The 21,321-nt window shown below is 73.5% G+C and carries 3 protein-coding genes; all 3 read right to left on the reverse strand.

The window, feature by feature from the left end; all coding sequences use genetic code 11:
• Window positions 1-44: 44 nt before the first annotated feature.
• From SACCYDRAFT_RS17060 to fabD, 3 genes are read right to left on the reverse strand one after another with little or no spacing between them, the layout of a single operon-like run.
• Complete coding sequence (locus tag SACCYDRAFT_RS17060; protein WP_005458074.1) at window positions 45-2,156, reverse strand: Rv1355c family protein; 2,112 nt, start codon at window positions 2,154-2,156, stop codon at window positions 45-47.
• The gene (locus SACCYDRAFT_RS26415) at window positions 2,153-18,043 is read right to left on the reverse strand and encodes an SDR family NAD(P)-dependent oxidoreductase (RefSeq protein ID WP_043536598.1); all 15,891 of its coding nucleotides are present in this window, start codon (window positions 18,041-18,043) and stop codon (window positions 2,153-2,155) included. The genes SACCYDRAFT_RS17060 and SACCYDRAFT_RS26415 overlap by 4 nt, the downstream gene beginning before the upstream one ends.
• Window positions 18,040-21,309: an ACP S-malonyltransferase gene (fabD, locus tag SACCYDRAFT_RS17070; RefSeq protein ID WP_043537357.1), complete on the reverse strand. Its 3,270-nt coding sequence runs from the start codon at window positions 21,307-21,309 to the stop codon at window positions 18,040-18,042. The genes SACCYDRAFT_RS26415 and fabD overlap by 4 nt, the downstream gene beginning before the upstream one ends.
• Between the last annotated feature and the right edge of the window lie 12 nt (window positions 21,310-21,321).

The raw sequence follows: 21,321 nt of genomic DNA on the forward strand, positions 1-21,321 counted from the left end.
GGGCCCTGACCGGGTACCCGCCCCTCGTTCCGTCTGTCACCGCCTCACCCTGTCACGGCGGTCTCCGGGCTGCGGAGGCTGATCGCACTCGGTTCGGGCGCGTAACCCAGCAGCAGGAGGAGCGCGATCTCGCGGCCCTCGGGCACCCCCAGCGCGGTGTACAGGTCCCGCCGCATGACCGCGAGCTCGTCGGCGTACCGGCCACCGAGCGACGCCAGCTCGGCATCGTGGCGGGCGTAGAGGAACAGTGGTACCGCGGGCCGCGCCGACAGACCGGCCGCCGTGGCCGCGATCCACACGCTCTCCACCGCCTGGCCACCCCGCACGTAGTCGATCGGCTCGCCGCCGGGGGTCAGCACCGCGACGAGTGCCGGGTACGAGGCCACCAGGGCCCGTCCCTGCAGTCCCCGCGTGGCCGGGTCGTCGGTGCCCGCGAGTTCCGCCATCACGTCCGCGCGCCGCACGAGGTCGAGGACCGGCGCGCCGACCCCGAGTTCGAGTGACCGCACGTCGAGCCCGCGCTCGACCGACTCGACCCGGGGGTCCCTCATCTCCGAGACCATCTCCCGGTGCAGGTCGGGCACCAGGTAACGCACCCGGTCCGCGCTGGCGATGATCTCCCCCGCCGTGGTGGCGGCCTGCCCTCCCGTCACGACCGCGAGCTCGCCTCCGTGCTCACGGGCCTCCGCGGTGAGGGTGGCCAGCACCTCGTCGGGAACGGCGCGGTCCGGGTCGACCGCCTGGCGGTTGGTGACCCGCCGCAGCATCGGCTCGTAGGCGTCGGCGAGACGCTTGGTCCGGCCGTCTCCCAGGCTCAGCACGGCGACGGCGGAGTCGTCGGGGAACAGCTCCACGTCACCGAGCACCGCGCGCGCCGCGGCGGCGATCCTCATGTTCTGCACCGCGGCCCCGATCGCCACGTAGCTGGCCCGGAACCCGACGTCGATCGCCGAGGTGTACTTCTCGTCGAGTTCGACGCGGACGGCGCCGTTCCGGGCGGCGATCCGCCACGGCTGGCAGTTGCCCGCCGACGGAGCGAGTTGCCCCGCCCGCACGATCGTCTCGACGTCCGACGCCGGGTCGGCGAGGTTGCGCCAGCGTCCGACCGGCTCGAACGGGGGCAGGTCCTGGGGAACCTGCGGCTCGGCCAGCTCGTCCAGCCGCGCGGCCACGTCGAGGTGCGCCCGGCCGGAGGGCAGCTCGTCGATCCGGCGCACCGCGGCCACGATCCCCGCCGCTGCCTGCAGGACGTCCCCGCCGAGCTGTGGCCACGCGGGCAGTGACTCGCCGATCAGGAACAGGGAGGCCGCCATCCGGGAGGAGATCCCCTCCCCGCCGAGGATTCTCGGGAGGAACGGCACAGCGGCGGCCGCGGGCAGCCCGGCGAACATGTCGGCGGTGAAGCCGGCGAGCAGCCCGTGGAAGGGCGGGCGTTCCGGGTCGAGGTCGAACCGCTCCACGTCGACGGTGCCCCGGTCCGGGGTCGCCGCGAGCACCGGGACCCGCAGGGCGCGAGCCTGCTCGCGCAGCGCCAATCGGACCGCCAACTCGTCGGCGGCGTCGATGACGAGGTCGGCTCCCTCGACGAACTCACGAACTTCCGCCACGTCCAGCCCCTCGGGCCGTGTGCTCACGGTGAGGTACGGGTCGAGTTCGGCGATCCGGCGTGCCAGCGCCACCGTCCGGTTGAGGCCGGCGTCGACGAGCGAACCGGGAAGCTGGTTCAGGTCGGTGGTTCCGACTGGCTCCCGGTCGGCGATCCGCAGGGCACCGACCAGGCCCTCCAGCACCAGGCCGAGCGCGACCGCGTGGCCTGCCCCGGCGCCCGCGACGGCGACGGTGCGGGTGGCGTGCGCCTCCTGCTCGGCCGGGGTGATCTTGTTGCGGTTGCGGGAGAGCCGGAGCTCTCGGTAGGCAGTGGGGCCGAGAATCCGCACCAGCGTGGCCCGCCACGGGTAGTGCACCCAGCGGCTTCCTTCCGTCTCGTCCACCGCGTGGTCACCCGCCACCGCGCGGAGTTCGGCCGACTGGTCCGGACAGAGGTCGCGGACCTCGGTCCCGGGCACCGCCCGCAACCTCTCGACCTCGGCCGCGTCCCGCGGATCGCGCTCGTCGAGCACCGTCGCCGAGCAGGTCTCATCGAAGTGGACGGTCACGTCGCACCAACCTCTCCCGTTCCTCTAGCCGTACTGATGTGCCGGACGAGTCCGCGCAACGCCGGATCGTCCGGTGAGAGCCGTTCCCGGGGCACCCCGAACTCCCTCGCCACCGTGTCCAGCAGCCGCTGGGCCACGGTCACCTCGGGATCGGTGTGCTCTCCACCGGTCCCCTCCGGGTCGGGTACGCGCACCACGACACGGCCGATCAACCCGCGGTCCTCCTTGAGGGCGTAGGCCTCGGTCACCCGGTCGAACGGCAACACGTGCGCCACGGTCGGCCGAACCCGGCCGGAAGCGAGGTGCTCGACGGCCAGCCGCAGGTACTCGGCGCGCCGCTCCGGGTGACGCAGGAAGTACTTCTTGGTGTTCAGGCTGTGGAAACTCTGGTTGTCGACCAGTCGCGACAGGTCGAGCCCCGTCGACGACTGGAGCCCGAACACGGCGGTCTCGACGTACCGGCCGCCCGGAGCGAGCACGTCCAGACCCTGCTGGGTGGCCTCGCCCCCGAGGCTGTTGATCACAACGTCCACCCCGGTGCCGCCGGTGCGCCGCAGCACCTCCTCCACCACGTTCGCGCGCTGGTGGTCGATGGCGTCCGGGACACCGAGCCCCTCCAGGTACGCGATCTTGTGGGGCGCGCTCGCGGTGGCGATCACCTCGGCCCCGGCGAGCTTCGCGAGCTGCACCGCGACCAGGCCGTTGGTGCCCGTGGCGGCCGGGATCAGCACCCGCTCCCCCGGGCGCACGGCTGCGCGCTCGAACGCCAGGTACATCGCGAGGAACGGCACCGCGAACCCGCACGCCTCCTCGTGGCTGACGCCGACGGGTTTGGCCACCACGAAGTTCTCGTCGGTGACCACCACCGAGGCCTGGCCACCCATCTCCGGCCGGGTCAGGGCGATCACCTCGTCACCGGGCCGCACGCTCCGCACCCCGGGGCCGACGCGGCGGACCACACCGGACACCTCCACCCCGGGGGTGAACGGGAAGTCGGGCATCAGCGGGTAGAGGCCTCGGGCGAGCAGGAAGTCCGAGAAGTTGATCGGGAACGCCTTCACCAGCACCTCGACCTCGCCGGCGGCGGGCGCGACCGGCTCGATCGGCACGATCCGCAGGTCCCCGGGGCCGCCGGGGCGCTCGAACCGCACCGCGCGGAAGTCACCCCGTGCCGCCGGAGCCGGGGGTTCCGGCACGGTGGCCGGTGCCGGTGCCGGTGCGGGTGCGAGCCGGGCCGCGAGCTCCGCGCCGTGCCGTTCGACGAGGTGGGCGCTCAGTGCCCCGACCGTGGGGTGGTCGAACACGACCACGGTCTTGAGCACCACCCCGATCGCGTCGCTGAGCCGGTTGGCCAGCTCGACGGCCACGATGGAGTCGACGCCCAGAGACGGCAGCGAGACATCGGGATCGATCTGCTCGACCGCCAGTCCGAGGCACTCGGCGACGCGTTCCGCGACCAGTGATCGCACCGCCTCGTCGAGTGAACCCCTCCGCGCGGGCGCGGCGGGAACCTCGGGCTCCGGACGGGCCGCCTCCGCCGGGGAGGTCCCCGGACGTTCCGAGGACAGCGCCGACGGTGCCGACGGCGTCGACGGCCTCGGGTCCCCGGCGACGCCGGCGGTGAACACCCGCTGCGGCAACGAACCCGGACCGGCCGCCCTGCCGAGAACGGTCACCCCGGTGAACCCGGTGGCCTCCAGCCGGTGCCGCCACAGGTGTTCGTCCAGCAGCGGCGAGCCCGGGAGCCGCCGGTGCTCGTCGGTGAAGTGCCACCACCCGTCGAGCAGGCCGAACGTGACCGTGTGGAACGGCTGTACAGCCGTGACCTCGGTGAACACGAGCCGGCCTTCCGGAGCGAGGAGTCGCCGCACCTCACCCAGCGCGGCGTCCAGGTCCCGGACCGCGTGCAGCACGTTCCCCGCGAGCACCACGTCGTAGTGTCCGGCGGCGAAGCCCTGCGCCTCGACGGGCCGTTCGACGTCCAGCTCGCGGAACCGCACGTCCGCGCCGGAGCGGTCGAGTCGCGCCTCTGCCTGGCGCACGAGCCCTCGCGCGACGTCGGTGAAGTCGTACTCCACGGTGACCCCGGCGCCGCGCAACGCGGCGAGGACCACCTCGCTGGTGCTGCCGGTCCCCGCGCCGAGTTCGAGTACCCGCACCGGGCGCCCGGTGCGCGGCGCGGCCGCCACGACCTGCTCGGCGACGACCGCGTTGCAGTAGTCGACCAGCGCCTCACCCCGGTAGATCGCGGTGACCAGCTCCATCGAACCGCGCGGGAACAGCACCTCCGTTCCCGGACGGGCACCGGTGAGCACGTCCGGCAGCGCCGCGAGGCACCGGTCCACCAGGTCCAGTCGGGCCGCGAGACCGGGGAACCGCCGCCGCAGCGGCTCCGGATCGGGCGCCTCCGGCCGCGGGGCCGTACCGGCCACGGTGACACCGTCGGCCTCCTCGACGAGGAACCCGGCGTCGAGGAGGATCCGCACCAGCGCCTCGACCAGCCTGCGGTACTTCGGCAGCGCCCCGAACCGCTCCGTGAACTCCGTGCGAGGCCGGGTCCGGCCGGATGTGCCCACCAGCCCGAGGCGGTCCACCGCGTGCCACAACGCGGCGCGGACGAACGCATCGAGCGCTTCCTGTTCGGCCGCATCCGCCCGGTGGGCCACCACCGCCGTCGTCCCGGTCACCGCGGGCTCACCCGTGACGCCGATCGAGTCCAGCACCGGGGTGTCCGCGTGAAGCGCGACGAGCTGCCGTTCGTCGGAGGCCAGCACCCGCTCGATCGCGGCCATGCCCAGCGACGTCGGGATGGGCCGGTAGCCGCGCGAGGTCAGGCTGTCCCGGTAGGAGTCGTGGGCCACCCGGCCGACGGACGCCCACGGGCCCCAGTTCACCACGTACACCGGGTAGCGCGCCTGCGCGGCGAGGTGGTGGGCGAACGCGTCCTGCGCGGTCGAGGCGGCGGCGTAGTTCGCCTGGCCCGCCGCACCGGTGAACGACTGCACCGAGGAGGCCACCAGCAGGAAGTCCAGCGGTTCGGACGCGAGGACCTCCCCGAGCACCCGGGTGCCGTCGGCCTTCGGCGCGAGCACGGCGTCGAACCGCTCCTCGGTGAGCCGTTCGACGATGCCGTCGTGCAACACCATCGCCGCGTGGACGACACCGTGCAGCGGACCCTGGGTCCGGGCCTTGGCGATCACGGCGCGCAGAGCGTCGGCGTCGGTGATGTCGGCCTGCTCGTACGTCGCCCTGCCGCCGAGACGGACCAGGTTCTCCAGGGCGGCCTCGATGCGAGCGCCGAGCGGGGACCGTCCCACCAGCACGAGCCGGGCGGAGACGGTGGAGGCGAGGTGCTCGGCGAGCGCGAGTCCGATGCCGCCCGTACCTCCGACGACGAGGTAGCACCCACCGTCCCGGAACGGCGGCCGGGTCGGCGGGGGCAGAGCCACCGGGCGCAGTCTGCGCACCAGGCGGCGACCACCGGCGAGAGCCACCTCGCGGTTGTCCTGACGGGCGGGCTCGGCGAGGAGGGCGTCGGCGGCCCACTCCGGGTCGATGGGCTCGTCACCGAGGTCCACACAGGACACCCCGAGATGCCCGTACTCGCGGGCGAGTGACTTCGTGAACCCGATGAGCGCCGCGCCCGCCGGATTGGTGATCCGCCGTCCCCCGGCGTCCTGCGCGCCACCGGTGACGGAACGGAGCGTCTCGATCCGCTGCACCAGGTCCGTGTCGGCGAGTGCCCGGACCAACCGGAACAGCAGGGGCGCACCGGGTCGCACGGACTCGCCACCGGCTGTGGACAGACCGCCGAGGAACCACACGTGCCGAACGTCCGCCATCCGGGTCAGGCATCCGGTGAAGTCCGGGTCGGCGACGTCGACCTCCCACGTCCGCTCGCCGGTGGCGCGGTTGCGCGTGCCGAGCTCGATCCGCCACACCGGGCCGTCCGCGCGTGCGGCGAGCGCCCGGTCGATCCCGTACGCCTGCGCCGGGTGCACGATCAGGAACCCGCCCCGCGGCGGCGCGGTGACCGGTGCGGGCTGCTCCGCCCATTCGGGCCGGTGGAAGAAACCGGCCAGCGGGTCCGGTTCGGAGCGCACGGTCACCTCACGCAGCACCACGCGGGGAGCACCGCCCTCGTCGAGCACCACCACGTCGTGGCCCCCGCCGGGCAACGCGCGCACGTGCACGTACCCGCGCAGCGGTACGCTGCCGCGCAGCTCCACCGCCTCCACCGAGAACGGCAGGCGCGTCCGTCCGGGCTCGCAGCCCTCCAGCACCGTGATCGCCTGGAGGGCGGCGTCCAACACGGTCGGGTGCAACGTCGCGTCGGGGGCGGACTCCGCGTCCGTGGTGACGCGGGCCAGCAGTTCACCGTCACCGACCCACGCCGTCCTCAGACCACGGAACAGCGGACCGTAGCGGATGTCGATCCGCTCGAACGTCGCGTAGATGGCGGCCTCGTCCACCTCGGTGGGGCAACGGCGGCGAACGGCTTCCACGTCGATCGGTGACATCCCGGCGGGCTCGCCGTCGATGCGCTCCCAACGACCGGTCGAGTGCGTCACGACCTCACCGTCGTCGCATGTCTCCACCCGGTGGGTCACTCCGCCGTCGGTGTCCACGAGTCGCACGAGGATCTCGCGGCCGGAGCTCGGCACCACGAGAGGGCTGGTCCACGACAACCGGGTGAGCCGGTGCGTTCCGGTGCGGTGACGGGCCAGCGCCGCCGCGGCGAGGTCGAGCTGCACCACTCCGGCCAGCACCCGCTCCCCGTGCACGCGGTGCTGGTCGACCAGCGGGTCGCCGGCGGAGAGACGGGTGCGGAACACCACCTCGCCGTCGCCGTCCGGCATTCCGGTGCGGACGACGTCCGCGACCGCCGGTGCCGGGCCGGGTTGCCGCTCGCCCGAGGGTGGGCGCGGCACCCAGTACCGGTCCCGGGCGAACGGGTAGGTCGGCAGACTCACGCGGCGGGGTCGCCGCCCGGTGTGCAGGGCGGTCCAGTCGACGGTCCCGCCGGAGACCCAGCGGCGAGCCAGCTCGCGTGGCCCACCCGCCACCGTCTCGGCTCCGCGGTCGTCCCCGGAAACCCCGACCGACGTCCGGGGTCCGGGCGTGCCGCCGTCGGCGAACGCGCGCAACTCGTCGGCGAGGGTCACGGCCGAGTCGGTGACCACGGCGAGCCGGTGGCTCATCGGCTCCCGGCCGACCTGGAGGGTGTAGGCGATGTCGGCGAGTTCCCCTGCCGGTGAGGGCGACGCATCGGCGGCGCTCTCGGGGCCGTTCGTCGCGGCGAGCTTGGCGATCGTGCCTGCCGCGAGCACGGCCGGGTCGAGGACCGGCCACCCGGCGTCGGCCAGCCGGTCGGACAGCAGGCGGGCGTACGGGCCGGAGACGCCGAGGTCGGTGAGCGGCTCGTCGACCGCGACGTCGGCGGGTGTCACGCCGAGGAGGTCCGCCACCGCCTCGGTCAGGCCGGAGGCGGACGCGGTGCCGGACGCACGCTCGCCCGCCTCCGGCCGTGGGCGCACGGCGTCGGCGAGGGCGGCCGCGTACTCCCGCAACCGGTCGGTGTCCCTGGCGGAGAGCACGAACACCTGCTCACCGGTGCCCGGGCTCGGCGGGTCGGCACGGTACTCCTCCAGCACCACGTGACCGTTGACCCCACCGAAGCCGAACGAGCTGACCCCGGCCCGACGCGGGAGTTCGGTGCCGTCGTCGGCCCTGCGCCGGGGCCACCGCGTCGCCTGGTCCACGATGGACAGAGGACTGTCCGCGAGCCGGATCTGCGGGTTGAGCTGATCGAGGTGCAGGGTGCCGGGGATGCGACCGTGCTTCATCGCCAGGATCACCTTGAAGATGCCCGCGAGCCCGGCCGCCGACTCGGCGTGCCCGATGTTCGTCTTCACCGATCCGATCAGGGTGGTCGGTTCGGTGAGGCGGGGCAGCCCCGCGCGGTCGCGCAGCTCGCCGAACGCGCGTTTCACGCCGTTGATCTCGATCGGGTCACCCAGTGCGGTGCCCGTCCCGTGCAACTCCAGGTATCCCACGGTCTCCGGGTCGACGCCGCCCTCCTCGAAGGCCCGGACGATCACGTCGGCCTGCGCTGTCGGGTTGGGCGTGGTGAGGGTGTTGACCTTGCCGCCGTGGTTGACGGCGCTGCCACGGATGACGGCGTGCACGTGGTCACCGTCGCGCTCGGCGGCGGAGAGCGGTTTGAGCAGCAACGCGCCCACTCCCTCGGCCCGCACGTAGCCGTCCGCCGAGGCGTCGAAGGTCCGGCAGCGGCCGGTGGGGCTGAGCATTCCGGCCCGTGAGAAGGAGATGTAGACCGTGGGCGAGAGCAGCAGGTTGACACCGCCGACGATCGCGGTGTCGCAACTGCCCGCCCGCAGCGACTCCACCGCCGAGCGCAGCGCCACCAGCGAGCTCGAACACGCCGTGTCGACGGGGAAGCTGGGGCCCGAGAGGTTGAGCAGGTAGGACACACGGTTGGCGAGGATGGCGTGGAACATGCCGGTGGTGGTGAACGCCTCCACCGGCACCCCGGCGTCGCGCAGGAGGTCGTAGTAGTCGTGGCTGCCCACCCCGACGAACAACCCCGTCGTTCCCCTGGCGAGGTCGGACGGCCGGTAGCCCGCCTCCTCCACCGCCTTGTAGGCGGTCTGCAGGAACAACCGCTGCTGCGGGTCCATCAGCTCGGCCTCACGGGGCGAGATGCCGAAGAACCGGGCGTCGAACCTGTCGACCTCGGGCAGGAACCCGCCCCACTTGCTGTTGGTGCGGCCGGGGCCCGCCGTCGTGTGGTACCACTCGCGCCAGTCCCAACGGTCCTGCGGGATCTCCGTGACCAGGTCGCGCCCGGCGTCCAGGTTGCGCCAGTACTCGGCGAGGTCGGAGCTGCCGGGCAGCATCCCGTGCATGCCGATCACGGCGATCGGTTCCGGCCCGGTCGGCCGTGCGGGGGCCGGGGCGTCCGGCACGGGCACAGGCGCGGAAACGGGCACCGTGGTCACGGCCGGAACCGGGCGCGCGACCCGTTCCGGCTCCGGCGCCGCCTGCGCGTGGTGCGCGGCGAGTTCCGTGGGGTAGGTGGTCGTCAGGTGCTCCACGACCGCCTCGACGGTGGTGTACTCGAAGAACAGGGCCGGGGTGATGTCCACCCCGAGCCGCTCGACGAGCCGGTTGGCCAGCCTGCCGAAGGCGAGCGAGTCGAAGCCGTAGTCGCCGAGGGCACGATGCGGTTCGACGCGGGCGGGGTCCAGCTTGACGATCCCGGCGATCTCGGCCACCAGCAGGTCCCGCACGCCGGGTGCGACACCGCCGGAGGTCTCGGAGGTCGCTGCGGCCTCCGAGACCTCGCTCCCGGCCGTCACCGCACCGGAGACCACACCGGAATCGGCGTGCGGGTCCACGCCGAGCTGCCGGGCCACCGCGTCGCCGTCGCCGGGCACGAACACGACCTGGCGGTCCGGCCCGCCGAGGACCGCTCCGAGGGCGGCGAGACCGGTCTCGGTTCCCAGCGGGCGCAGGCCCAGGTTGACCCGTAACCACTCGGCGACCTCGGCGTCCACTCCCATGCCGCCGTCCGCCCACAACGGCCAGTCGACCGACACCGTGCGGCCGGGGCGGACGGCCGCGTAGGCGTCGAGGACCGCGTTGGCGTAGGCGTAGCCGGCCTGCCCGGCGGAGCCGAGCGCGGAGGCCAGGGAGGAGAACAGACAGAGGAAGTCGAGGGTCCGGCCTGCCGTGGCGCCGTCCAGGTGCGTCGCGCCGAGGACCTTGCCCGCGACCACCTCGCGGAGTTTCTCCGGGCTCTGCCGCACCAGGTAGTCGTCACGCAACACGCCCGCGCAGTGGACGATCCCGTGCAGTGCGCCGAACTCGTCGTCCGCGACGCCTACCGCCGCGACGGCGCCGTCCCGTGTGGACACGTCGGCCACCACGTACCGCGCCTCGCCCCCGGCGGCGCGGACCCGGTCGAGGATCGCCCGCACCCGCGTGTCCTCGGGGCTTCGTCCGGCGAGCACCACCCTGGCGCCCGCGGTGCGGGCGAGCCACTCGGCCACCAGGGCGCCGAGGCCACCGGCGCCTCCGGTCACCAGGTACACACCACCCCGGCGGAGCGCGGGAGTGTCACCCGGTGCGGGCCGGAACCGGCGCCAGCGGCGCACCGTGCGACGCCCCCCGGTGTGCCGCACCTCCGACCCGGCCGCCGCCCCGAGCGTCTCGGCCGTGAGCTGGGCGGGCGTGGCTCCCTCGACGAGCACGAAGGAGATCCGGGTGCTCTCCAGGGACACGGTGCGCAGGAACCCGCCGAGCGCCTGGTATTCCGGCACCCCGGCCGGGATCGCGCAGACGAGCCGGACCGGGCGTTTGTCCGAGTCGGTCAGCAGGGCGTGGACGAGGTGGAACAGGGGCAGGAGTCCGTCGTCCAGCCTGGCCGCGACGTCGGGGCCAGGCTGCCGGGGCCAGGCGAACACGACCGTGTCGACCGGCCCCGCGTGGGCGAGCAGGCGCCCGGCGTCCGCGCCGATCTCGGGCCGTATCACGTAGTGGTCGGGCGTGTGCTCTGCGAACGCCGCCCCGGGGACGGCCACCACGGTCCGGTCGGCGTGCTCGGCGAAGCCTTCGGCAAGCGCTGCCCCCTCCTCCTCGGCGGAGGCGAGCACGAGCACGGAGCCGGGGGCACGGTGCTCGGTGCGCTCGGCGTCGACCCACTCCGGGCGGAAGAAACTCCCCCCGTCCGGTGGTGTCCGCACGGTCTCGGTTCCGGTCGCCGGATCACGGGGTGCCTGCCACGGCCGCACCCAGAAGTCGACCACCCGCAGCACCACCCTGCCGCTCTCGTCGGCCAGGCGGACCTCCAGCTTGCTGCCCGTGTCGGTCACCGTGCGCAGCACGACGTGGGCGAACCCGCGGGACGGAGTGGGGCCGAGGATCTCGACCCCACCCATGCTGAAAGGCAGGTGCAGCCGGTCGGACCGGCGGCCGAGCAGCCACAGCGACGCCTGGAACGCCGCGTCGAGGACACCGGGGTGGAGTACGTACCGGTCGGCGTCGTCGGCGACGGGCAGCCGGAGCTCCGACACCGCCTCGTCGGCGTTCCAGTGGAGTCGCTCCACCGCCTGGTACAGGGTGCCGAGGTCGAGGCCACGCCCTCGCACCTCGCGGTAGAGCTCGCTCCCTTCGACCGTGTCGGTGCAGCGGTTCCGGAGCGCGTCGACGTCCAGCCGGTCGAGCTCCGGCGCGGGGCCGGTCTCGATCCGGCCCGTGACGTGTGTGAGGAGTTCACCGTCGGCACCCGTGCCGCGCACCTCGACGTCGGTGCCGGTGTGCGACACCCACAGGGTGCGTGGCTCGGACACCAGGATCGGAGCGGACCAGACGGTGTTGCGCAGCCGCACCATCCCGCCCGGCTCGATCCGGTGCCCGGCCGCCTCACGCATCAGTTCGAGGCAGCCCGCGGCCGGGAAGATCGGGACGCCGTCCACCCGGTGTTGTGCGAGCACCGGTTCACGCCCGGTGAACTCCACCCGCGCGCCGCCGGGTGACCGCCGGAGACCGAAGGGGTGCCGTCCCTCGCCACTCGCGGCACCGGGCAGTTCGGGGAGCCAGTACCGCTCCCGGGCGAACGGGTAGGTGGGCAGGCTCACGTGCGGGGGCACCACGTCGTGCAGCGACTCCCACGGCACGTCCAGACCCGCCACCCACGCCGCGGCGATCGCGGCCCAGTCGCGGACGGCCACGGCGTGCGGCAGAGCCGCGCGGGCGGCGTCCCTGGCGTCGCGGTCGTGCGTGGTGGTCCAGTGCGGGCCGGTGATCGGTCGCTCCTCGGCGAAGGCGGCGAGCCGGTCGGCGAGCACCACCGGGTCGTCGGCGAGCAGCGCGAGGCGTTGGGCGAGCGGTTCACGCCGCACCTGGAGCTGGTAGGCCACTTCGGACAGCCGCAGCTCCCCGGCGCGCTCCCGGATCGCGGCGGCGAGGTTCGCGCAGTGGACGCGCAACCGCTCGGTGTCGTTGGCGGACACCACCACGAGGTGCTCGCCGCCCTCCGGGCCCCGCTCGCGCGGGACCCGGGGCGCCTCCTCGACCACGACGTGCGCGTTCGCTCCCCCTGCACCGAACGAGCTGATGCCCGCCCGCCGGGGCAGCTCCACGCCGTCGCGGTGCCGCCGGGGCCAGTCGGCGAGGGTGCGTTGCACGGTGAACGGCGTCGCGGCGAAGTCGATGCGCGGGTTCGGTTCGTCGCTGTGCAGCGACGGCACGAGCTTCCCGTGCCGGAACTGGAGCAGTACCTTGGTCAGCCCCGCCATGCCGGACGCCGACTCCAGGTGCCCGATGTTGGTCTTCACCGAGCCGATCGCGCAGCTGCCCTCGGCGACCCCGGCGTAGGCGCGGCCGAGGCCGGTGATCTCGATGGGGTCGCCCAGCGCGGTGCCGGTGCCGTGTGCCTCGACGTAGCCGACCGTGCCCGGGTCCACCCCGGCGTCGGCGAGCGCGGTCTCGACGAGGTGTCCCTGAGCGACCGGGCTCGGTACGGTGAACCCCGTGGTGCGGCCACCGTGGTTCACCGCGGTTCCCTTGATCACCCCGAGCACGCGGTCGCCGTCTGCCAGCGCCGCACGCAACGGTTTGAGTAGCGCGGCACCGACGCCCTCACCCGGCACGAAGCCGTCCGCGTCGGCGCCGAAGGTGTGGCAACGGCCGGTGCGCGACAGCATCTGCAGCGAGCAGAGCCAGTCGTACTTCGCCGGATGCAGGTACAGGTTCACCCCGCCGACGAGTGCCATCGCGCACTCGCCCGCGGCCATGCTGCGCGCGGCGAGATGCACGGCGGTCAGTGACGCGGCGCACGCGGTGTCGACGGGCATGCTCGGCCCGCGCAGGTCGAGCCAGTACGACACGCGGTTGGCGATCGACCACTGCGGCGAGGGCGGCACGACGGCATGTCCCGCTCGCTGCTGCTCGGGCCCCCACAGCAGGTAGGTCTGGGTGGTGACGCCGACGAACACCCCCACCGAGCGGGCTCCCGGCACGGCGGGGTCACCGAGCCGTCGTGGCGGGTAGCCCGCGTCCTCGAACGTGTGCCACGCCGTCTGCAGGAACAACCGCTCCTGGGGGTCCATCACCTCGGCCTCCCGAGGGGAGATGCCGAAGAACAACGGGTCGAACTCGTCGACGCCGTCGAGGAACGCGCCCGACCGGCAGTAGGCGTCGGCTGTGTCGGGGTCCCACCGGGTGGGCGGAACCGTGGTCACGCAGTCGCGGCCCGCGGCGAGGTTCCTCCAGAACGTGTCGAGATCGGGTGCCATCGGGTAGCGCCCGGCGAGACCGATGACCGCCACGTCGCCGTCGTCCGGCTCGTCCTCGTGCCGGGCGGTCGGGGGCGGGGTGGGCACGGCCTCGGTCCTAAGCTCCACCCCGGTCGGCGCCGGAGTGCCGTAGCGGGCCGCGAGTTCGGCCGGGCGCCGCTCGGCAATCCGCTCGGCAGCGGCGGCGAGCGTACGGCTTTCGAACAGCAGTGTCTCGCCGACCGCGCCGAGCTGGGCCTCCACCTTGGCGTTGAACTCACTGATCACGATCGAGTCGAGGCCGATCCGGTCCAGGCCGAGGTCGAGGTCGATCTCCTCGGCCGGCACGCCGCGCAACTCCCCGATCAGCGTGGCCACGTAGTCCCTGGCCCACTCGCTCACCCGTTCACCGCTCGGCGCACCGTCGCCGGGCGCGGACACGGGCGCGGTGTCGGGTGTTTCCACCTCGACCGGGGACTCCGGTGCGGCGGGCTCCGGGTCCAGGAGCGCGGCCACCCGGTCCGGGACGCCGTAGACGAACGGACGCGCCCCGCCGCCCGTCGACAGCAGGCGGTCCAGTGCGGCCAGCCCGGTCGCCGTGGGCATCGGCAGCACCCCGGTGTGCTCGCCGAGCACCCCTCGGTCGGTGACGGTCATCCCGCCGTCGCGCCACACCGGCCAGCCGATCGACACGCTGCGCCCGGACCGCTCGCCCGCCGCGCGCAGGGTCTCGCGGATCTCGGCGAACTGGTCGAGGAACGCGTTGGCCATCGCGTAGTCGGCCTGGCCCGGGTTTCCCACGGCCCCGACCATCGAGGAGAACAACGCGAACACCTCGAGCGGTTCGTCGCGGGTGGCGCGGTCGAGATTGACCGCGCCGAGCACCTTCGGGGCGAGCACGGCACGCACGTCGTCCGCCGACTTGTGCACGAGGTGGCCGTCGCGCAGCACACCCGCGGCGTGCAGGACACCGGTGAGCGGGCCGAACCGCTCCCGCACCCGGGCGAGGACGTCGACGACCTGCGCGGCGTCGGCCACGTCGGCCCGGAAGTAGGCGACGCGCTCCGACGGGTGCCCGCCACCGTCCGGGGAGCGGCCCACGAGTGCGACCCGCACTCCGGGAACCGCGAGCAGGTGGGCCGTGACGAGCCGTCCCAGTCCACCGGTGCCACCGGTGACGAGGTAGGTCCCACCGGGACGCACCGCCTGCCGACCCGGCTCGGCGGGCACCGGTTCCGCGGCGACCCAGCGACGCGCCGTCCGGACACCGTCGCGGTGACACACCAGCTCGGTGCCGTCGATCCTGCCGAGTTCGTCGGCCACGACGTCCCATGTGGACGCCTCCGTCAGGCTGCCGGGCACCGCGACGGCCCGCAGCCGGACCGTGTCGGTCTCGCGGGCCAGCGTCCGCGCCAGCCCGGTCAGTGCCGCCAGCTCGGCCGCGGCGGTACCGCCGACCTGCCCGCCGACGGCGAGGATGCGGACGTGACGCCCGTACGCCGCCTTCGCGAGCTGCACGGCGACGACGGCCAGCACGGACACGTCACCGTCGACGGCCAGCACGACCGACCGAGTCCCACCGTCGTCCCGGGACACCGCGTCGAGGACCCGGTGCCACGCCTCGGTGTCGTCCGGCTCCACCACCCAGGAGTCGCCGCCGTCCGTGCGGGTACGGCCTCCCAGCTCGACCACCCTCGGCGATCCGGGCAGCCGCCGGGCGGCCCGCGCCACCTCGGTGGCGCCGGAGGGCACCACCACCAGCACCGGTCCGCCCGTCTCCGGTGCGGGCGCGCGCCGGGTCCGCTCCCACCGGGCGCGCAGCTCGACGATCCCGGCGCCCGGCGGGTCCTCCGGCTCCGGCGAGGACGGTGGCGCGACCGGGGCCACCGGCGGAACACGGTGCTCGGTCCTGACGAACTCGGTGGTGGGCAGGGACACCTTCGTGCCCTCGGACCCGACGGGGTGCCGGTCCCAGCGCACGTCCACACCCCGTTTCCACAACTCCACCAGTGACTCGGTGAGGGACTCCTCGGCCCCGTCCGGGACGGTCACCTCGGCCACCTGGGTGGTCGCCGCGGGTCCCCCCACGGCGACCACCGAAAGACCGGACGCAACCGGTGTGTCCGCCGTGGACCGGGCTGCGGCGGCCCAGGCCTCGAAGGACGCGAGGTCGGCGGGCAGTGCGCCGCTCCGGCGCAGCGCCGGGTAGCGGGCCGGGTCGGTGAGGTCGGGCCGGTCCGGCCTGCCCGCCACCGATGCGGCCACCCGCTCGCTCGCCCCCGGGTCGTCGAGCACCAGTGCCAGCACCTCACGGGGCTCCAGCACCCCGTCGAGGACGAGGTCGAGCAGCTCGACCGTCCTCTCGTCCCGCACGAAGCGGTTCAGCGGCAGATCCCACTTGCGGTTGAGGCGGTCGAGCGCGTTCTGCGCCGCGAGCGCGGTCACCAGGGGCGCGCGAACCGCACCGGGGTCCAGCACCAGCTCGTCGTCCCGGTCGGCGAGGGCGAGCTGCCAGTCACGGAGGTTGGCCTGGAACGTGCGCTGCCCGCCCAGCCTGCCGACGAGGTCGAGCAACGGACGCAGCTCGTCCCCGCCCGGTGCCGAGGCCGCACGCAGCCCGTCGAGATAGTGCCGGTCCACCGCGAACGGCGTGACGACACGATCAGACCCCGGCACGGCCACCGGCAGCTCCGGTGTCCCCGGCGCACCCGCCGGGTGCTGCCCCCGGGCGAGCGCCGCCGCGGTCGCGAGGTCGAGCACTCCGGCCACGGCCAGCGCGGGCCACAGCCCGGCACCGTGGCCGACCACCAGTTCGGGTCGCAACCCGAGCCGCAGCAGCGCGGAAGCCACCAGCGCCGTGTACACGCACCGCTCCGCGGGGCCGCGTCCGCCCTCGCGCAACGACGCCGCCGCCGGGTCGTCGGCCAGCTCGCGGAACACCTCCCAGGTCGCCAGGGTGTCGAGCACGTCCCGGCCGGGCACGTCCAGCAGTCCCGTCCGCAGCGCCCAACGCCGGGTGACGGGCTCCTCGGCCTGCGCCGCCTCAAGCAGGGCCGCGACGTCGGCGGCACCGGTGACCACACCGCCGAGCCGGTGGGGCAGGTGGGCACGACCGACCGCGAGCGTGGTCGCGGCGTCCGCGAGCGGGGTGTCGAGCCAGCCACCCTCCCGCCACCGGACGGAGAGCCTGCGCAGAGCCTCCTCCGACGCGGCCGACAGCAGGAACGGGCGGGGACGCGCCGGGGCGGGCGCCCGCTCGGGGGCGCGGAACTCCTCGACGACGAGATGCGCGTTGACGCCCCCGAACCCGAACGAACTCACCCCCGCCAGCAGCGGACGTCCGGGCGCGGCGGGGTCCCAGTCGGCGTTGTCCGACGCCAACCGGAACGGCCCGCCGTCCAGATCGATCAGCGGATTGAGGTTGCGCAGGTGGAGGTTCGGCACGATGCGGCGTTCGGCCATCATCATCAGCACCTTGATCAGCCCCGCGATGCCCGCGGCACCCTCGAGATGCCCGATGTTGGTCTTGACCGCCCCGAGCGCGCACCAGCCGCTGTCCGTCGACGCCGGGCCGAAGACCTGACGCAGCGCCTCGACCTCGATCGGGTCGCCGAGTGCCGTGCCCGTGCCGTGGGTCTCCACGAACGTGACGTCGCGCGGGCTCACTCCGGCCTGCGCGAGCGCGGCCGACACCACCTCCCGCTGGGAGGCGACGGTCGGTGCCGTGATCGTGCTCCGCCTGCGCCCGTGGTTGACTGCGGTACCGCGGATCACCCCGTAGACGTGGTCGCCGTCGGCCAGCGCGTCGTCCAGCCGCCGCAGCAGCACCATCCCGACCCCGTCCCCGGGCACGAACCCGTCGGCGTCGCGGTCGAAGGTCTGGCACCGGCCGGTGGGGCTGAGCATGCGGGCCTTGGAGAACCCGACGTACTTCCACGGATGCAGGTTCAGGTTCACCCCGCCGGCGAGCACGGCGTCGGCCTCACCGGTGACGAGCGCCTGCACACCGAGGTGGACGGCGACGAGCGCGGACGCGCACGCCGCGTCGACCGACGTGCTCGCACCGCTGAACCCGAAGGCCTGGGACAGCCGGTTGGCGAGCAGGCAGTCGTAGACACCGAGTACCGAGTGGCTCTCCACGTCGTGGCCGGGGCTGGTCAGCTCGGCCATGTGGTCGCGTTCCATGTTGCCCACGTAGACGGCCGTGCGGAGTTCCCCCAGCGCGGCGGCGGTGGTGCCGGCGTCCTCGATGCAGGAGTGGGTGACCTCCATCAGCAGCCGCTGCAACGGGTCCAGCAGCTTCGCCTCGCGTGGCGAGATGCCGAAGAAGTCGTGGTCGAACGCGTAGGGCTCGTCCACGATCCCGCACCACTTGCTGATCGACTTGTTGGGTACGGCACGGTCGGGGTCGTAGAACTCGGCCGGGTCCCACCGGTCGGCGGGAACCTCCCTGACCGAGTCGACGCGGTCACGCAGGTTCGCGTAGAACTCGCGGTGGTCACGCGCGCCCGGCATCCGACATCCGATGCCGACGACCGCGATCCGGGGCCCGGAGCCCGTGTTTCTTCTGGTCGACTGCTCGCTCATGCGCTCGCTCCTGCCGGGCGGAACGCGACGGTGCCACGGCCGAGGTGATCGGCCGCGGCGCTCATCAGCCGTTCCGCGATCTGGTCGACATGTCGGTCGCGCCAGCGCTCCAGTTCGGTCCCCTCGACCCACTGGTTGAACGCGCCCAGCGCCGGTCCACACTGGATCTGGAAGTCGGTCCTGCGTTCCTCGTCGCCCTCGACGGCCAGGCGGCGGCTCTCCGCGAGGTACCAGCGGAACACCAGTGCCATCCGATGGCGAGGATCCCGCTCGGCCCGCTCGATCTGGGCGGGGTCGCGCTCGGCGAAGTAGGCGGCGGTCTCCCGCCACACCGCCTCGAAGTCGCGGCGGAACCACCTCTTCTGGATCACGGTCGCGGTCTCGGCGTCGAGGTCGTCGAGCGACGAGTGGTGCAGGTACAGCTCCCGTAGCCTGCGCGCTCGCGCGGGGAAGAACACCCCACGCCGCAGCACCTGTGCCTGCTCACCGGTCTCGAACCCGCCCGCGGTCGGCACGTAGTCGGTGTCGGCGACCGTGATGCGTTCGAGCAGGTCCTTGGCCACGTCGCTGATCCCCGCCTCGGCGGTGCACAGGTTCACCGACCCGGTGAGCACGAAATCGGCGCCGAGGAGGAAGGCGGCGGCCACGGCCTCGGGCGTGCCGAGACCCCCCGCCGCGCCGACCCGCACCCCGGGTGCCAGCCGGTCACGCAGGCGCCGCACGGCGGGAAGCAGCACCGGATGGCTACCCCGCTCGGTGTGGCCGCCGGAGTCGGCCGCCACGCAGACGTCGTCGGCCGCGGGCACGATGGTGGCGAGTTCGGCCTGCTCCGCGGTGATCACGCCCTCGGCCCGCAACTCGCGCAGCAGCGGTTCCGGCACCGGGCGCAGGAACCGCTCGGCGACGTCCGGCCTGGACACCTTGACGAGAATCCGGTTGCGCGGAACCGCCGCACCACCGCCGTCCCGGGTGAGCCCGGTGACCCGGTACCGGGCGAGTGCGCGGGTGACGCGGGTGAACTCCGACGCCTCGACCACGCGCACCCCACGGTCGAGGCACAGCTCCACCAGAGCCTCCTCGGCGCCGGGGTCGTGCGGCACGCCCACCCCGAACGGACGCTCGCCCAGTGCGGCCCGGATACGGTCGACGGCCGCGCCGACGCGGTCGGCACCGAGCCCTCCGGCGCCGAAGAACGCCAGCAGTCCCGCGCGCCCCGCCCGCACCACCAGCTCGTCGGAGGAGATCCCGCGGTACATCGAGCCGCACACGTAGGCGTGCCGGACACCGTGAGCCGAGCGGAACGCGGCACTGCCGAGGGCGACGGCACTCCGGGCCGGGGCGACGGAAGGCATGACGGTGGGCGTGGCAGTGGGCGTGGCGGTGGGCGTGGCGGTGGGCGCTGGGGACACGGGCGTCTCGGGAGCCGCCTTCCGCTCCGGTGCGTCGCGGATCGCCGTCACCAGCTTGGTCAGTACCCGGCCCGGCCCCACCTCCACGAGGTCGGTGACGCCGTCGGCCAGCAGCCGCCGCACTCCGTGCTCCCAGCGGACGGGGCTCACGAGCTGGTCGACGAGCATCGGCCGGATGTCACCGTCCGGATACGGCCGCCCGGTCACGTTCGCGATCACCGGCACCGTCGGGGACCGCAGGTCCAGCTCGCGGAGGAACCGGCCGAACTCGGCGGCGGCCGGGGCCATGTGTCGCGAGTGGAACGCGCCACTCACCCGCAGCGGCACGTACGCCCGCGCTCCCGCCTCCAGGAAGGCCGGCTTCGCACCCAGCACGGCCTCCCTCGGCCCCGAGACCACCACCTGCTCACCGGAGTTGACGTTGGCCAGGTCGATGTCTCCGAGCGTCTCCGAGGAGAGCACCGCCCGGACCGCCTCCTCACCGAGACCGATCACCGCGGCCATGGCTCCGTCCACCATCCCGGCCATGAGTTCACCGCGCCGGCGCACCATCCGCAGCCCGGTGCCGAAGTCGAACGCACCCGCGGCCCACAGGGCGTTGAACTCGCCGAGACTGTGACCCGCGAAGAATCCGGGGGACGTGCCGTGGTCGCTCTCCCAGGCCCGGTAGTGCAGCGCGTTGGCGACGAACAGGGCGGGCTGGGTGAACTCGGTCCGGTTCAGTTCCCCCCGCGGGTCCTCGGTGCACAACTCCGCCACCGAGTACCCGAGGATCTCGTCGGCCTCGGCCACGAGGTCGGGAAACCGCGTGAAGAGGTCCCCGGCCATGCCCACCGACTGCGAGCCCTGCCCGGGGAACAGCACCGCCGTCCGGGTGCCGCGGCGCGGTGGCGCCGGACGCGACCGGAAGATCTCACGCAGCCGCGTCAACCCCGAATCCGCCGGAGCGAACGGGTCGATCATCGCCACCGCCGTGGCTCCCGACCCGGGCCGGAGGTTGTGGGTGGCGAAGGTCGCGAGTGTCGGTGACGGCCCAAGATCGACGTAGCACAGGTCGTCGTGCTCACGTTCGAGCAGCCGGACGGCGTCGGCGAACCGGATCGGCCCGCGCACGGTGTTCCACATGTGCGCGGGAGTGACCTCGTCGACGAACGTCGCGGTGGCGCACGACACCAGTGACAGCTTCGGCGCGTGCAGGGGAATCGTCGCCATCATCCGCTGGTACGGCTCCGCCACCGCGTCGACCTGGGCCGAGTGGAAGGCGAACCGCACGGGCAGCTGCTGACAGGCGATCCCCTCGGTCCGCAGGCGCTCCTGCAGCCGGTCGAGCGTCACGGGGGTACCCGACACCACGAAGTGCCGGTCGTAGTTCACCGCGGCCAGCTCCAGTCCACTCCACCGAGGACTGTCCGGGTCGAACCGGGACACGTCGTCGAGGACGGCGGCCATCCCGCCCGGCGGGCACAGCTGTTCGGTGAGCCGGACCTGGGCGGCGATCGCGCGGGTCAGGTGCTCGCGGTCGAGGACCCCGGCCGTGGTGGCGGCGGCGTACTCCCCCAGGCTCGTTCCCAACACGTAGTCCGGCCCGACTCCCTCGGCCAGCAGCATGTCCAGCAGCGCGAGCTCGATCATGAGAATCGCCGGGTGGGTGTGGGCGAACCGGTCGAACGGGTCGGTGACGCCCCGGTCCTTCCGGTACATCTCGTCGAGCATCCCGGGCAGGCCGGCGTCGGCGAACATCGTGTCCAGCTCCCGCAGTGTGCGGTCGAACACCGGGTGGATGGTCCGCAACTGGCGCCCCATGCCGTAGAACTGCGAGCCCTGTCCGGCGAACATGAACACCGTCCGCTTCGGCACCCTCACCACTCC

The organism is Saccharomonospora cyanea NA-134, assembly GCF_000244975.1.
Taxonomy (GTDB): domain Bacteria; phylum Actinomycetota; class Actinomycetes; order Mycobacteriales; family Pseudonocardiaceae; genus Saccharomonospora; species Saccharomonospora cyanea.

Bases quoted from the DNA above. Each gene is read 5' to 3' on its own strand.
- SACCYDRAFT_RS26415 (WP_043536598.1), bottom strand. From the start codon at position 18,043: ATGAGCGAGCAGTCGACCAGAAGAAACACGGGCTCCGGGCCCCGGATC.